The sequence below is a fragment of the Amycolatopsis sp. cg13 genome, from assembly GCF_041346965.1.
Taxonomy (GTDB): domain Bacteria; phylum Actinomycetota; class Actinomycetes; order Mycobacteriales; family Pseudonocardiaceae; genus Amycolatopsis.
The window spans coordinates 2875891-2891043 of the sequence record NZ_CP166848.1 but is presented as its reverse complement, the minus strand read 5'-3'; the positions used below and the strand labels follow the sequence as shown (position 1 = coordinate 2891043).

At 69.3% G+C, this 15153-nt stretch carries 9 protein-coding genes; 6 read left to right on the top strand and 3 right to left on the bottom strand.

The window, feature by feature from the left end; genetic code table 11:
* Positions 1-223: 223 nt before the first annotated feature.
* Positions 224-1201, top strand: a complete 978-nt coding sequence (locus tag AB5I40_RS12985; protein ID WP_370938745.1) for an LLM class flavin-dependent oxidoreductase — start codon at positions 224-226, stop codon at positions 1199-1201.
* A gap of 48 nt (positions 1202-1249) precedes the next feature.
* Here AB5I40_RS12985 and AB5I40_RS12980 read toward each other — a convergent pair whose 3' ends face one another.
* Positions 1250-3325, bottom strand: coding sequence for a PQQ-dependent sugar dehydrogenase (locus AB5I40_RS12980; protein ID WP_370938744.1), 2076 nt, complete (start codon positions 3323-3325; stop codon positions 1250-1252).
* Positions 3326-3505: 180 nt separating this feature from the next.
* Positions 3506-3946, bottom strand: coding sequence for a PPOX class F420-dependent oxidoreductase (locus AB5I40_RS12975; protein ID WP_344267267.1), 441 nt, complete (start codon positions 3944-3946; stop codon positions 3506-3508).
* A gap of 77 nt (positions 3947-4023) precedes the next feature.
* On the opposite strand from AB5I40_RS12975, the gene AB5I40_RS12970 reads away from it, so the two are divergent.
* The 4 genes from AB5I40_RS12970 to AB5I40_RS12955 all read left to right on the top strand — a co-directional run bounded on the left by AB5I40_RS12970 (position 4024) and on the right by AB5I40_RS12955 (position 12316).
* Positions 4024-5487, top strand: coding sequence for a hypothetical protein (locus AB5I40_RS12970; RefSeq protein ID WP_370940507.1), 1464 nt, complete (start codon positions 4024-4026; stop codon positions 5485-5487).
* Positions 5487-6290 carry a hypothetical protein gene (locus tag AB5I40_RS12965; protein WP_037814632.1) on the top strand — a complete coding sequence of 268 codons (804 nt, stop codon included), beginning with the start codon at positions 5487-5489 and terminating at the stop codon, positions 6288-6290. Before AB5I40_RS12970 ends, AB5I40_RS12965 begins: the two co-directional genes overlap by 1 nt.
* A 100-nt stretch (positions 6291-6390) precedes the next feature.
* The gene (locus AB5I40_RS12960) at positions 6391-10857 is read left to right on the top strand and encodes a hypothetical protein (protein ID WP_370938743.1); all 4467 of its coding nucleotides are present in this window, start codon (positions 6391-6393) and stop codon (positions 10855-10857) included.
* Between the two features lie 238 nt (positions 10858-11095).
* Complete coding sequence (locus AB5I40_RS12955) at positions 11096-12316, top strand: winged helix DNA-binding domain-containing protein (RefSeq protein WP_370940506.1); 1221 nt, start codon at positions 11096-11098, stop codon at positions 12314-12316.
* A 249-nt stretch (positions 12317-12565) separates the two neighbouring features.
* Here AB5I40_RS12955 and AB5I40_RS12950 read toward each other — a convergent pair whose 3' ends face one another.
* Positions 12566-13222 carry a hypothetical protein gene (locus AB5I40_RS12950; protein ID WP_370938742.1) on the bottom strand — a complete coding sequence of 219 codons (657 nt, stop codon included), beginning with the start codon at positions 13220-13222 and terminating at the stop codon, positions 12566-12568.
* A 928-nt stretch (positions 13223-14150) separates the two neighbouring features.
* Here AB5I40_RS12950 and gap point away from each other — a divergent pair.
* Positions 14151-15152 carry a type I glyceraldehyde-3-phosphate dehydrogenase gene (gene gap / locus AB5I40_RS12945; RefSeq protein WP_370938741.1) on the top strand — a complete coding sequence of 334 codons (1002 nt, stop codon included), beginning with the start codon at positions 14151-14153 and terminating at the stop codon, positions 15150-15152.
* The last annotated feature ends 1 nt before the right edge of the window (position 15153 follow it).

The following is a 15153-nucleotide window of genomic DNA, read 5'->3' as shown; positions in this document are numbered from 1 at the left end:
GTCGCGCTTGCTACGCGGTTCCGCTACTCCGTCCCGTCCGCTATGCGTGTTCCGCCGCTCCGTCCCGCTTGCCACGCGTGCGTTGCCGCTCCTCGGAGCACCTGCCCACCGCCCCGTACTGAGCCTCGCACCTGCTCAGCTCAGCCGCGTCCGGCCGCCAAGATTTCGTCCACAGTGGACAAATCACTCCCGCCACACCACCGGGTTCGCTACCGTGGGGGCCATGATCGATGTGCCGCTTTCCGCACTTGAACTCGCGCTCGTCGAAGCCGGGCAGTCGGCCACGGCGGCGCTCGGGCCGCTGTCCTCGGTCGCTCGGCGGCTCGACGACCTCGGCTACCACCGCCTCTGGTTCGCCGAGCATCACGGTTCCCCGGCGATCGCCAGCGCGTCCCCGCAGGTGCTCGCGGCGTATGCGGCCGCGGTGACGTCGCGGGTGCGCGTCGGGTCCGGCGGGGTTCTCGCACCCAACCACGCGCCGTTCGCGCTGGCTGAGCAGTTCGGCACGCTTTCCGCCCTCAGCGGCGGCCGGGTCGATCTCGGCGTCGGGCGCGGGCCGGGCGCGCTCGATCCGGAGATCATCCGTGCGCTGCGCCGCGGAGCCGAACCGGCCGGAGAGGCCGACTACCACGCGGATGTCGACGAGTTGCTGAGGCATCTCGGCAGCGAGAAGGTGCTCCCGGGCGGAGTGGACGTGCCGGAGCCGTGGCTGCTCAGCTCCAGCCCGGCGGGCGCGGAGGTCGCGGCCGAGCGCGGGCTGCCGATCGCGTTCGCGCATCACATCCGGCCGGACAACACCGCGCCCTCGCTGGAGCGGTACCGGGAGAAGTTCCGGCCCTCGAAGTGGCGGTCCGAGCCGTACGTGCTGCTGTGCGTCGAGACGATCTGCGCGGACACCGACGCCGAGGCCGAATACCTGTCCGGGCCGATGAACGTCCTCAAATCCCACCTGCTCACCGGCGGCGGGGGAGACCAGCCGATGCTGACCCCGGAGCAGGCCGCCGAGTACGAGTTCGCGCCGGAGATGGTTCCGCAGCTCGAACACTTCCGCGCCGCGCAGGCGTACGGCGAACCGGACCAGGTCCAAGCGCGGCTGGCTGAGCTGGCTAAGCAGACCGGTGCGGACGAAATCATGGTCACAGTGCCGGTGTTCGACGCGAAGGCGCGCATCCGCTGTTACGAACTGGTGGCCGGAGCCTGAAAAGGTGCGGCAGGGTGACCGGCGCCGCTCCGGTCACCCTGCCGCGGCTTATCCGGCGAGACCCGCGCCGGGGAACTTCAGCTGCACCACCACGTTGTCGATGGTGTCCGGCGTGCCGCCGAGCTTGTCGTTGTTCGTCGAGGTCACCCACAGGTGCCCGTCCGGCGTCTTGGTCACCGAGCGCAGGCGGCCCCAGCGGCCGGAGAACACCGCGGACACCGTGCCGATGCTGTCGCCCTTGATCTGCGTTGCGAACAGCTGCTTGCCGGTCACCGCGGCGATGTAGATCCAGTCGTTCACGATCTCGATGCCCGACGGTCCGGCCTGCGAGGTCGGCCACGTCTTCTTCGGCGCGATCGTCCCGCTGCAGTCGCCGATCGTGCCCTCGCAGGCCGACCAGCCGTAGTTGCCGCCCTTTTGGATCAGGTTCAGCTCGTCCTGGCTGCTCTCGCCGAACTCCGACGACCACAGCCGCCCTTGCGAATCCCAGGCGAGTCCCTGCGGGTTGCGGTGCCCGTAGCTCCAGACGTACCGCGCGTTGCCGCCGGTGGCGTAGAACGGGTTGTCGCTCGGCGCGGAACCGTCCGGGTTGAGCCGCAGGATCTTGCCGTTGAGCGAGCTCTTGTTCTGCGCGTTGGCCTTGACCTTCGCGTCGCCGACGGTGGCGTACAGCTTGCCGTCCGGGCCGAACGCGATCCGGCCGCCGTTGTGGTACTGGTTTTTCGACATGCCGGTCAGCACCGGGGTCGTGGTCTTCGACAGCGTGGTGCCGTCGTAGGTGACCTTCACGATCCGGTTGTCGCTGGACGACGTGTGGTACAGGTACACCGCGTGGTCGGTGTTCCACTGCGGCGAAATCGCCAGCCCGAGCAGGCCGCCCTCGCCGTTCGTCGTGACCACGCCGGGGATCTTGCCGAGCGTGGTCTTCTTGCCGTCCGGGGTGATCTGCAGCAGCTCGAACCGGTCCCGTTCGGTCACCAGCGCGTTGCCGTTCGGCAGGAAACCGACGGCCCAGCCGAGGTCGACCTTCGCGATGTCCTTGTCGTACGAGGGGATTCCGCCGCCCGCACCGCTGCTGCTGGTCGTCTTCGCGGTGACCGCGTTGCTCGCCGCGGACGCGTTTCCGTTGGGGTCACGCGCCTTCACGGTGAACGTGTAGGAAGTGTTCGATTTGAGGTCGGTGACCGTCGCCGAAGTCTGCGTCGTGGTCGAAACGACGTTGTTGCCCTGATACACGTCGTAGCCCGCGATTGAGCCGCTGTCGTCGGTGGAAGCCTTCCAGGACAACGAAATGCTGTCCGAAGTGCTGCCGGTCGCCTTGAGCGAACCGGGCACGCTCGGCGGGGTTTTGTCGTCGCTGGGCGGGGTTTTCACGCCGACGACGTTGCTCGGCTGGGACGGGTTGCCCGCCGCGTCGTAGGCGATCACCGAGATGTCGTACGACGTGTTCGGCGTCAGCTGGTCGACGGTCGCCGAGGTGGTCTTGCCGTCCACGACCTTCAGCGTGTTGCCGCCGCGGTTGATCTCGTACCGCGTGACGCCGACGTTGTCCGTCGCCGGGTCCCAGCGGAAATCTGCCGCGGTGGGCCGGATGTTCGACGCCTGGAAGTTCTTCGGCGGCGTCGGCGGTTCGTTGTCGGCCGGGGCGCTGAAGCTGTCGGTGATCTTGTCGGTGTTGGGCCCGCCGTTCGCGGACGCTGAAACGGTGCGCACGTGGTTGACGCCCGCGGTGAGCTGCACGGTCGTGGTGACGGTCTTCCACGTCGTCCAGGAACCCGTGGCAGGGAAGGAAACCGTGCCCTTGTCGCCGCCGTCGACCACGAGCTTCATCGGCCGGTCGTCGGCGGTTCCGTTGGCGTAGCGGAAAGTCAGCGTGTGCGTGCCGGCCTGTGCCGCGTTGACCGAGTAGTCGGCGTAGCTGCCGACGAGATTGTCGAAGTCCACGAATCCCTTGCCGGAGTACCCGGAGTGGTTCGTGGCGATCTTGGCCTGGGAGAGTGTCGCGTCCTCGGACTCGTAATCCCCGGTCGCCGCGGTCGCGGTCACGGGGGTCAGCAGTGCGCAGCCGAGCGCGGTCGCCGCGGTACCGGCGAACAGCGCGCTCAACGTCGAGCGTCGTGCCACGGGGGCCTCCTGCTTGAGGGGGATCGGGGCGGCGGCGGGGAAGAGAACGTCTTCGTTAGGAAAGTTTCCTATTTATCGGGACAGATCACACACCCTCGGCAGGTGCGGTGTCAATAGTGCGATCGCGGCATTACGCTCCGCAGCCGTAGCCGCGGAACGTGATCCGAAAGAACCGGCGGGTCAGAAGCCGGCGATGTCCGCTCGTGCGATCACCTTCGTGATCCTCGCCCGGACGAGGGATTCTTCGGGGACGGCGTTGCGCTCGCCGTAGGCCGGGCCGTTCTCCTCGCCCATGTAGCGCGCGCCGAGCCGGGTGGCCCACTCGCGCATTTCGTCGAGGTCGTGGTGCAGCTCCGCCTCGGCGGTGAACTGCACGTACGAGAATGGCGGCCGCTGGTCGTCGACGGCCAGCGAGATCCGCGCGTCGCGGCGCAGGGCCTTGCCTTTCAGCGTGTCCGTGCCGGTGGTGAAGATCAATTCGTCACCGCCAGGCCCCTCGTTCAGCAGAAACCACACCGGCGTGACGACGGGCGCCCCGTTGGCCCGCACGATCCCCAGCATCCCGGTCCGCGTGCCCTCGCTCGCGAACTTCCACCACTCCGCCCTGGTCATCTCCCGCATGCCCGCCACGCTAGCCGTCCGCGTGTGCGGGCGCCCGGGCAGGCCGACTAGCCTGACCTGCTGTGCGATACGACGAGATGGGCGCGGCCGGACTCGCCGACGAGGGGCTGACCCGTCGGCTGAAGGCGCTCGCCTGCACCGCGCCGTTGCACGACCTCGACGCGCGCAAGGCGAAGCTCGACTGGGCCGACGCCACCGTCTACCAGATGGCCGAGATCGCGCTGCACACGATCGACCAGGTCACCATCGCGATGGACTTCGACACCGGCGCGGGCCACGACCAGGTCATCGACCGGCTGCTGCCGTTCATCTCGCTGCAGGCTCCCTCGCGGATGCCGGAAGAGCACGTGCGCGTCGCGAAGTGGGTGCTGGACAACCTGATCAACGTCGGCACCACCGACCGCGGCTTCCGGCGCGTCTACGGCTCGCTCGGCCCCGGCGGCTACCAGCGCCGCCAGTTCGACTTCAAGCTCCTGGTCGAACTGGCCGCGCCGGACGGCGAGGTGTACCTGCGCGCCACCGACGAGGCGATCAACGTGCTGGTCGGCGCGCTGGACACGGACGTCGAGTCGGCGCAGATCGCGGCCGAGGTGAAGCTGGAGAACCTGATCAACCGGGGACGGCTCGCGGACGCGAAGCTCGCCGCGGAACAGGCGCGCTACCGCACTGTGCAGTACGGCGAGACGCTGCGCGCGAAGCTCGACGCCACCCGTCGCGATGTGCGTGCGGTCGACTGGGAGAGCGAGGTGCCGGAGCTGATCGAATCAGCGCTCGGGCACATCGAATCCCGGTTCCGCGCGGAAAACGCGATCCTCAAGAACATCACCACCGCACGGGACGAATCCGAGGACGCGGACCACAAGCGTCGCGCGGCCGAGCTGGTCGACATCGTCGCCGACTGCATCCGCCGCCACACCCGGCTCCAGTCGCGGCTGGCCGACGCCGGTGCGGTCTTCCGCGCCGAACAGGACCGCCAGCAGTTCTCCGGACCGCCGCAGCGGGCCACGATCGACCTGTTCGGCCAGCTCCTGATGCCGACGCTCGGCCTGCCGCTCGCCGACGCCACCGCGCCCGCCGAGCACTTCTTCCACGCCGTCGCGGGCATCACGACGCCGGTCGTGCCGTCGCTGTCCTCGCTGGTGTCGCTGCTGCTGCGGCCCGCCCCGGAACGCGACCAGCTGGTCGGCGAGGTCCCGGAACCGGAGCTGGTGCCCGCCGAGGTGACCGACCGCTTCGGCGACGACGTGTGGCGGCTTGCCGACGAACTGCTCGACCTGCCCGACGTGCCGCGGCGGCTGTCCGGGCTGCTGGAGGACGCGCGCCGCTCCGGGCAGCCGAACCTGGCGTCCCTGGTCGCGCTGCGCGCGGTGCACGCTTACAGTCCCGAGGTCGGCGCGGCGCGCCGGCAGGGGGAACGCCACGTGCTGCTCGCCGTCGACGACGGCACCCTGCTCGACGACCCGGAGTTCGGCGGGGCCGATCTGCTGCTGTCCACCGCGGAGGTCGAACGAGCTGACGACGAGACCGAGGAGGTCGCCTGATGCCCGTGACGCACACGAGCGTCGACGCCGAGGCCGCCGCGCGCCTCGTCGCTTTCGGCATGCGCCCGAAGCAACTGCCCGCCCGCGACGTCGTGTACGGCGAGCTGGTGCGCCGCTACGGCGAGGACAACGCGTTCAAGGCGCTCACCCACGCGGTCGCGTCCGGGCTCGGGCTGATGGTGCTGGAGGTGACGCAGCAGGCCGGATGCGTGCTCGCGGCCACCGACGAGTCCGTCTTCGAGATCAAGATGGACAGCTACGCGCGGCAAGCCAAAATCCGCGAGCGGCGCGAGACGGAAAAGGTGCTGCACGGCCTGATCCACCTCGCGACGGCCGCGCTCGGCTACCCGCGGCCGGACGACCTGGCCAACGACACCTACATCGGCCGGGTGAGCGTCGAGCAGGTCGACGCGATGGTCCGTGAAGCCGCGCGCGTGCTCGACGAACGCGCGCAGCTGGCCGAGGCCAACAACGACCCGCTCGCGGACGCGCCGGAGCTGGAGCAGGCGTGGCGCGCGTACGCCCGCCGTCCGGCCGCAGCGGCGACGAAGGACGGCCGGATGGCGGCGGACACCACGCGCGGCATGGTGTCGCGGGCGCTGCGTTTCCTTGCCGATCAAGGCTTTTTGGTGCAGGTGAGCGACGAGCAGGGCGGCACTTACCGGACGACGCCGCGGTATCAGATCCAGGTGCGGGAGCTGGCCGCGGACGCGGCGTTCGACGACCTGCTCGCGCTCGACGTCGTCGCGGTCGCCGGGGCCGGGGGAACGCTGCGCGCGACGGCCTCGGACACGCTGCAGTGAGGGAACCGAAGTCCGTGAGGGGAACCCTGAGGGAATCAGATTCCCTCAGGGTTCCCCTCACGGACCGGCAGGCGGAACAGGCGCGGTAGAGGGGAAACGGATGTACGAGCTTTCGCGGGTCCGCCTGCATTCGGTGGGCCCGGCGGGCGCCCGGTACCAGGACGTGGTGCTGGACTTCAGCGGCGTCGGGGCCACGATCACCGCGCCGAAGCAGGACGCGCTGTTCTCCGCGGGCATCCACGCGGGCGGCCCGGTGCGCCGCCCGTCGCCGGCGAGCGTGCTGTTCCTGGAGAACGGCGGCGGCAAGTCGGTGCTGATCAAGCTGATCTTCTCGGTCATGCTGCCCGGGCGGCGCCAGGTCGTCGGCACCACGAGCACGAAGGTGCTGGAGAAGTTCGTGACGGCCAAGGACGTCGCGCATGTGGTGCTGGAGTGGCTGCACGTCGAGACCGGGCAGCGGGTGATCACCGGCAAGGTGTCGGAGTGGCGCGGGCATGTGACGTCCGCGGATTCGGAGAACCTGGTCGACTCCTGGTACTGCTTCCGCCCGACCGCCGACGTCGCGCTCGATTCGCTGCCGCTGACCGAGGACGGCCGGCTGCTCACGATGTCCGGGTTCCACGACCGGATCGCGGGTGCCGCGATGGCCGAACCGGAGCTGGAGCTGTTCTGGACGCGCCGGCACCACGAGTGGACCGGACGGCTCGACCAGCTCGGCCTCGACACCGAGCTGTTCCGCTACCAGCGTGCGATGAACGCGGGCGAGGGCGAGGCGGCCGACGCGTTCCAGTTCTCCACCGACGAGGCGTTCGTGGAGTTCCTGCTGCGCGCGGTGCTGTCGGAGGACGAGCCGAAGGACCTCGCCGAGGTCGTGTCGACGTACGCGAACAACCTCGCGCAGCGCGGCGATCTGATGGCGGAGAAGGACTTCGTCGAAGGTGCGCTCGAACTGCTCGGTCCGCTGGCTGAGGAAGAAGGCGTGGCTGCGGCGTCGCGCCGGATCGCGGAATCGGCGCGGGAGGACCTCGGCGAGCTGGCCGGGCGGATCCACGCGCGCAACGAGCTGGAGAACGCGCGGCTGTCCGGGCTGGAGGAGCACGTCGAGGAGGTCCGGACTGCCGAAAAGCTCGCCGAGGGCGACCATCGGCGGCTGACCGCGGGCGTCACCGAGCTGCGGCGGCTGGTCGCGGTGCTGCGGCTGGAAGAAGCGCAGATCGAACGCGAGCGCGTCGACGGCGAGCTGGCCGAGGCGAAGACGCAAGCCGAGGCGTGGCGCGAAACAGCGACCGTGCTGAACCGGTTGAACGCTGCGCGCAAGGCGAAAGACCTGCGGGAGCTGGTCGGAAACCGCGAGGAGAAGGCGAAGCCGGCGCTGGCCGCACGGGATGCGGCGGCAGTCGCGTTGGGGCGCGGTTTGATTTCGCTGGCGCGTGATGCGCAGCGGCAGGCGGACAAAGCCGAGGCGCACGCGGACGCGCTGCGTGCTGAAGCGGAAAAGGCGCAGACCGAACGGGACGAATCGGCGAACCTGGCTGCTGGTCGTCGGGCTGAGGCGCGCGGGCTGTCGTCGCGGATTGCTGAGCTGCGTGAGGAAATCTCGGAGTCGGTCCGGAGTGGACTTTTGACGTCCGGTGCGGACGTCGCGGAGTCGGCCAGGGCGGCGCGAGCCGAAGCTGAGGCCGCGAGGGCGGAATCCGTTCGCCGGGAACAGGAACTCGACCGGGTCGGCGAGGATCTGCAAGCGGCGCAGCGCTCGGTCAACGAGGCGCACCAGCTCGCCGGGTCCACGCAGGATCGTCTTGTCCGAGCCGCCGAAGACCTCGAACGCGCGCACCGGCGTACCGATGCGCTGGCCGCTGAGCCGCGGTTGATGGAGCTGCTCGGCGCGGACGACGTCAAGCTGGAGAGCGATCTTCCGGTGCTGCTGCAGCGTTTGCGCGACGCGAGCGCGGCGGTGGAGAAGGAACAGACCGCGCTGCGGATGGAGGAGTCGGCCGACGAGCGGGCGCTCGCGGCGCTCGGTTCGGGCGGGCTGCTGCCGCCGCCGGAGGACGTGCAGGCCGCGCTGGATGCGTTGGAGCAGGCCGGAATCACCGCGTGGTCGGGCTGGCGTTATCTGTCCAAACTGGACTCGGTGCGGCGCGACGAAGTGCTGGAGCGGATGCCGCAGCTCGTCGCCGGGGTGCTGCTGAACGACGCGGCGCAGGTGAAGCGGGCGCGTGAGGTGCTGTCCTCCGAGCGGCTGCTGCCGAGCGCGGTCGTCGCGGTCGGTACCACGGACGCGTTTCAGGCGGCCGATGTTCCCGCCGCGGCGGGCGTCGAATTCCTCGTGCCGCCGAACCCGGCGATGTACGACGAGGAAGCCGCCGACACCGAGCGGGAAGCCGTGGCGCAGCGGCACGCGGAACGGCAGCGTCGGCTGGAGCAACTGTCGGAGTCGCTGGCCGCTGATGGTGCTTTGACCTGGAAGCTCACCACCTGGCGCGAGGACTACCCGGCCGGTGCGATCGGGACGCTCGCTGAACAGGCCGAAACCGCGCGCGTCGCACGGGAGACCGCGCAGACCGCGCTTGGCCAGGCGGAGGCGGAATTCGCCCGGTTGAGCGAAAAAGTCACCTCGCTGCGGGAGCGGGTCCCGGCGTTGCGGACCGCCGCCGCGGAAGCCGAGGAGAAGGCGCGTCGGCTTGGCGAACTGTCCACTCGGGCCGCACGCGTCGCGGAATGGACCGAAGAAGTCGAGCGGGCAACGGAAATCGCGGAACGCGCGGAGAATTCGGCGGCCGAGGCGTCGGCGCGGGCGGCGCGGTTGCGCGAGCAGGCGGGGGAGGAGCAGCGGACCGCTGACGGACACCGCCGTACCGTCACCACCGCGCGTTCCGAACTGGCTGAAGTGCCCGGCGCGGCCGAGTTGCCGGAAGACGTCGAAACGCCTTCGGAACCGGTGGATGCCTTGCGGCGCACCTTTGCTTCGGCGTCGGAGGCGTACGCGAAGGTCGAGGTCGGCAGCGATCTCCGGGCCGAGCTGGAGCAGGCTGAGTCTGCCGAAGCAGCGGCTTCTTCTGCGTTGGAAGCGCTGGACGAAGAAGTCCGAGTGCGTGCGGCGACGTTGCTGGAGACGCCGGACGGTTCGGACTCTTCCACGCGGGCGGCAGCCTTGGCGCGGGCGCGACGGGTTGTCGACGCTTTGGAAGAGGAACGCACCGAAGCGATCGGCCAGGTGTCGACGCGTCGGGCTGAGTTGGACGTCCTGCCGTTGCAGACCGGCGTCGCTTCTCCGGCCGAGCGACCGCGCGACATCGAGCACGGCCTCGAGCTGATCGATGCGGCGTCGCTGGAAGTGTCCGCAGCGGCGCGGAAGTGGGAAGAGCTGCAGGAACGCCGAGCGGCCGCGGACGCGACGCTGGACGCGGCCAAGGCTTCGGCGTCCGGCTTCGGGTTGCTGTCGGAATCGTTGGCGCACTTGCGTTCCGACGATCCGGCGGACGCGTACGACGGCGATGTCGAGTCCGCGCGGACCCGGTACAACCAGCTCAACACCGTGCTGAACGACGCGCAGTCGGCGGCCGATTCCGGCGACCGGCGGGTGCGCGCGGCGGCCGACCAGCTGGCGCAGTACGCGACGGAAAAGCGGTTCGAGAAGCTCAGCACGCCGGTGCGGCAGCAGGTGATTTCCGTCAAGCGGGACCAGCTTCCCGCGCACGCGGCGGAATGGAGCGAGGCGCTGCGACCGCGACTGCGGACGCTCACCGACGACCTCGCGCAGATCGACCGGCACCGCGGCGGCATCATTACGCGCCTGCAGGGCATGGTCGAAGGCGCGCTGCGCACCCTGCGGTCGGCGCAGCGGGTGTCGCGGCTGCCCGACGGGCTCGGCGACTGGTCCGGCCAGGAGTTCCTGCGGATCCGGTTCACCGAGCTGGAAGACCATGTGCTGGCGGAAAAACTGGGCGAGGTCGTCGACGAGGCGGCCGCGGGCAAGACCGCCGACGGCCGCGACGTGAAGCGCGACGGGCTGTCGCTGGTGCTGCGAGGGGTGCACGTCGCCTCGCCAAAGGGGTACCGGGTCGACATGCTCAAACCGGACTCCGTGCTGCGCACCGAACGCCAGCGGGTGTCCGAAATCCGCGACGTGTTCTCCGGCGGCCAGCAGCTGACCGCGGCGATCATCCTGTACTGCACGCTGGCGGCGTTGCGCGCCAACAACCGGGGCAAGGCGCGGAACCGGCATTCGGGCGTGCTGTTCCTGGACAACCCGATCGGCCGGGCGTCGGCCGGGTACCTGCTGGAACTGCAGCGGGCCGTGGCGGAAGCGCTGGGTGTGCAGCTGATCTACACGACGGGCCTGTTCGACGCGGGCGCGCTGGCGGAATTCCCGCTGATCGTGCGGCTGCGCAACGACGCGGACCTGCGCGCCGGGCGGAAGTACCTGTCGGTGGACGCGACGATCCGGAACTCGCTCGACGACCTCGGGGACCCCGACGGGGTGGCCCGGCTTTCGGCGACGCGGATGTTCAGCCGTGCGGCTACTCCGGTGGATTCGTCCGCCGAAGAAGAACAACCGGCCTGACGGCTGGCGCGCGGTCTGCCCCGGACGGCACACCGCGCGCCGAGGCCCGTCAGCCGATGGGCACGTACGCCAGCCCCTGCCCGCCTGCCGCTTTGGTGTCCAACGTGGTCACCAGACTGCGGGTCCTCCCGAATCGGCCCCGGTCTGGTTCCGCACCGCCATGCCCGCCGGTTTGTTCTCTTGACCAGCGCTTGTGCGATTTCTGTCGGACCCTCCTGGTAGGAATCGAGTCGTGAAGATGACCCTCGCCCAGCGCCGGGCCCGCCTCGGCGTACGCCACCACCTGGCGGCGCGGACGACGACCGTCGAGGAAGCAGTCGACGGCGTCGTCGCACTGCACGCCACCGATCCCGCCTCGGTGTACCTGTCTTCGTGGTCGCGCGTGCACGCGATCTCGGTCGCCGATGTCGAGGAAGCGCTGTACTCCCGGCGCACCCTCCTGCGCTTGCTGGGCATGCGGCGCACCGTGTTCGTCACCGATGTCGCCACCGCCGCCCAGGTGCAGGCGGCTTGTTCCTACGACATCGCCGCGCGTCAACGCCGCCTGCTGGAAAAGCAATTGGGCACCCTGGGCCACCCGGACAACGTCCCGAATCCGGCCGATTGGCTGGACGAGGTGCTGGCGAGCGTCGAAAAAGCCTTGCGCGCCAGAGGATCGGCAACCGCCCAGCAACTGGCGGACGACGAACCGCGCCTGCGTCAGCAACTGCTGATGGCTAAGGGGAAGCCCTACGAGTCGATCGGCAACGTCACCAGCCGGGTGTTGTTCCAGCTGGCGGCAGAGGGACACATCGTGCGAGGCCGCCCGCGGGGGAGTTGGCAAAGCACGCAGTACTACTGGTCGCTGCTGACCGATTGGCTGGCAGAGGGTGCCGCCGGAGCTGGCCCCGACGACAACCCGGGCCGCTCCACGGCCGCTGACTGGCCAGCCCTCTCCGAAGACGAAGCCCGAACCGCCCTGGCCCGGCGATGGCTGTACGCCTTCGGCCCTGCCCCGGTTGCCGACCTCCGATGGTGGACCGGCTGGAACGCGGGCCAAACGAAAAAGGCGCTGGCCGCCATCGGCCCGGCAGAAGTGGACTTGGACGGCGAACCGGCAATCGCCCTGCCCGACGACCTCGCCCCGGTCCCCGCTCCCGACCCGTGGATCGCTCTGCTCCCCGCCCTGGATCCGACCGCGATGGGCTGGCAGTCGCGAGACTGGTACGTCGGCCCGCACCGCGCCGCCCTGTTCGATCGCAGCGGCAATATCGGCCCCACGGTCTGGAGCGACGGCCGGATCGTCGGAGCCTGGTCTCACCGCCCGACGGGAGAAATCGCGGTCCGTCTGCTGGAGGACGTCGGAGCCGAGAAGACCGCCGCGGTGGAGGCCGAGGCGGCCCGGCTGAGCGAGTGGCTGGGGGAGGCGCGAGTGACGCCGAAGTTCCGCACCCCGGCGGAGAAGGAGCTTTCTGGATAGCGGTTCGTACTGTGCCGAGATAGCCGGTGGTGTGCCGAGTCGTACGACTCAGCCGCCGGGGCGACTGCCTGGCAGCTCGGCTGGGCGATAGCAGGGCTGGCCGAGACTTGGCGGCTGCGGAGCGCCGAGTACGAGACGAGAGGGCCTGTTCGGCAGCTCATCTGTCCCCGCCAGGCGTCCAGCGAACAGGCCGGTCCGCGACCTGGTCCGCCGGGCTACAGCGGGCCAGGTCGCCCGGGGCGCGAAAACCTACTTGTTCACCTTGAACGATTTGAGGATCTCGTCCTTGTCCTCTTTGGTCAGATTCCGGTATCCGTCGATGGCCAAGGTCGGATCCATCAGGTAGTAGCAGAGGACGGCGGTCACCGGTTTCCCGGCGGAATCCTTCGACGGGAGCGCCACGAAGACCATGCCGTTGTCGAAATCAGGGTCCGTATTGACGCCGCCGTCGCAGTCGGCGACACCGTGGTGGGCGGGACGGACGGAATACTTGAATCCCTGGACTCCGTCGATGTTCACGTCGCCCCATTGGCCGTGCTCGCCGTTGTTGACCTCTTGGAACTTGAAGCCGGTACTCGTCTCGTAGAAGGGCGGGATGATCTTCTGGAAAAGCTTCAAGGCCTCTTCTTTGCTCGCACCGGAACCAGCCGGATACGCCGCGGTGAAGATGGACGCTTTCGTCACCCCGGCCTGAGAAGGCTTCCCGTCCTTCGTGCCGTGGCACTCGCCGACGCCGTACTGCAGCATCTTCCACTCGCCGCCGCCCATGGTCAGCCGGGCGGTGAAGGGAGTCCACTCGTCGCCGACCTCGTACTCGAGGCCTGCCGCGTCGTCGGTGACAGTCCGGACTCCGGTGATGTGGGTCCAGTTGACCACGACGACCAGGCAGAGAAACGCCACGGCCAAGGCGAGCCCGATGCCGGACGGGATGAAAACGAAGAGCTTCTTCTTGCGGCTCCACTTCTTCCGCGGCTTCTTGCCGCCGCCGGCGCTGTTGCCTTCCGGTGCTGTCTCCTGGCGAGGAATGCCGCCGGGGTTCCACTGCGCCCCCGACCCGGGCGATCCCTGGGGGAATTGGTGGGGATACCCGCCTTGCCCCTGGCCGGGATGTCCTCCGCAAGGGGGTTGCCCCGGTGGATTTGGATGCTGCGGGTACCCGCCTGGCTGCATTTTCGCCGTTCCTCCCCTGGATGCCTTCCGGCGCGTCGCGGAATCGCGAAGATCAACTTAGCCCAAGAGGTTCGGCAGTCCCCTGCGTTTGCGCAAAACGCCCGAAGCGGCCTGCGCCGGGGGCGACGGGCGATCGAGGCTGCCGGGTGGGGTTCGTCGTGCATGTGGTCTCCCGCGAATCGACCTTGACGGTCGCCGAACGGGGTCCCGTTCCGGGTGTCCGAATCGGCGTCGAACCCGCCGCACGATCCCGGCCGAGCCCGCCTCCGAACTCCCCTCGTTGCTCTCCTCCGCCCGCGCCCGTGCGGTCCTGCGCCGCATCGCTCGGCGAAAGCCGCCCGACAGCGTGAACCGGGGCACCAAGACCGATCAAGCCACTGGTCCGCTCCGGCCCCGGACCCCGGCGGGAGCGCTCGCCCCGTTTCGGGGCCTCACCCGGCTGAGCTGGGTTCTTAATCGATTCTTGACGTCCCCGGGCAGTGGTGGAAGTCTCGTCAGGGCAGTCCGGGGCAACGGCGCCCGCACGCTAGGGTTGCACCGATTCCGGAAGTCGCGGAAGCGCTCTCCGGGGCGGGCGTCCCGGACGAGAACTTCAGCAGTGTCCAACCCCACGGTCGGCGGCCGGCGCGCCGCCGCCGTGATCAACACCAGAGGAGTGGCAGCAGTGACCGTTCGCGTAGGTGTCAACGGCTTCGGCCGGATCGGCCGCAACTTCTTCCGTGCCGTGAAGGCGAGCGGTCACGACATCGAGGTCGTCGCGTTCAACGACCTCGGCGACGTCGCCACCATGGCCCACCTGCTCAAGTACGACTCGATCCTCGGCCGCTTCCCGGGCGAGGTCAGCGTCTCCGACGAGGGCATCGTCGTCGACGGCAAGACCATCAAGGCCCTCGCCGAGCGCGACCCGGCCAACCTGCCCTGGGGCGACCTGGGCGTGGACGTCGTCGTCGAGTCGACCGGCTTCTTCACCAACGCCGACGCCGCCAAGGCGCACATCGCCGGCGGCGCCAAGAAGGTCATCATCTCCGCGCCCGCCAAGGGCGAGGACCTGACCGTCGTCCTCGGCGTCAACGACGACAAGTACGACGGCTCGCAGACGATCATCTCCAACGCGTCCTGCACCACCAACTGCCTCGGCCCGCTGGCCAAGGTCCTCAACGACGCCTTCGGCATCGAGCAGGGCCTGATGACCACGATCCACGCCTACACGCAGGACCAGAATCTGCAGGACGGCCCGCACAAGGACCTGCGCCGCGCCCGCGCCGCCGCCCTCAACGTCGTCCCGGCCTCCACCGGCGCGGCCAAGGCGATCGGCCTCGTGCTGCCGGAGCTGCTCGGCAAGCTGGACGGCTACGCGCTGCGCGTCCCGGTCCCGACCGGCTCGGCCACCGACCTCACCGTGACCCTCAAGAAGTCCGCCACGGTCGAGGAGATCAACGCCGCGTACCAGGCCGCCGCCGAAGGCCCGCTGGCCGGCATCCTGAAGTACTCGGTCGACCCGATCGTGTCCTCGGACATCGTCACCGACCCGGCGTCCTGCATCTACGACTCGCCGCTCACCAAGGTGATCGGGAACCAGGTCAAGGTCGTCGGCTGGTACGACAACGAGTGGGGCTACTCGAACCGCCTCGCCGACCTGATCAAGCTCGTCGGCTCCAAGCTCTGAG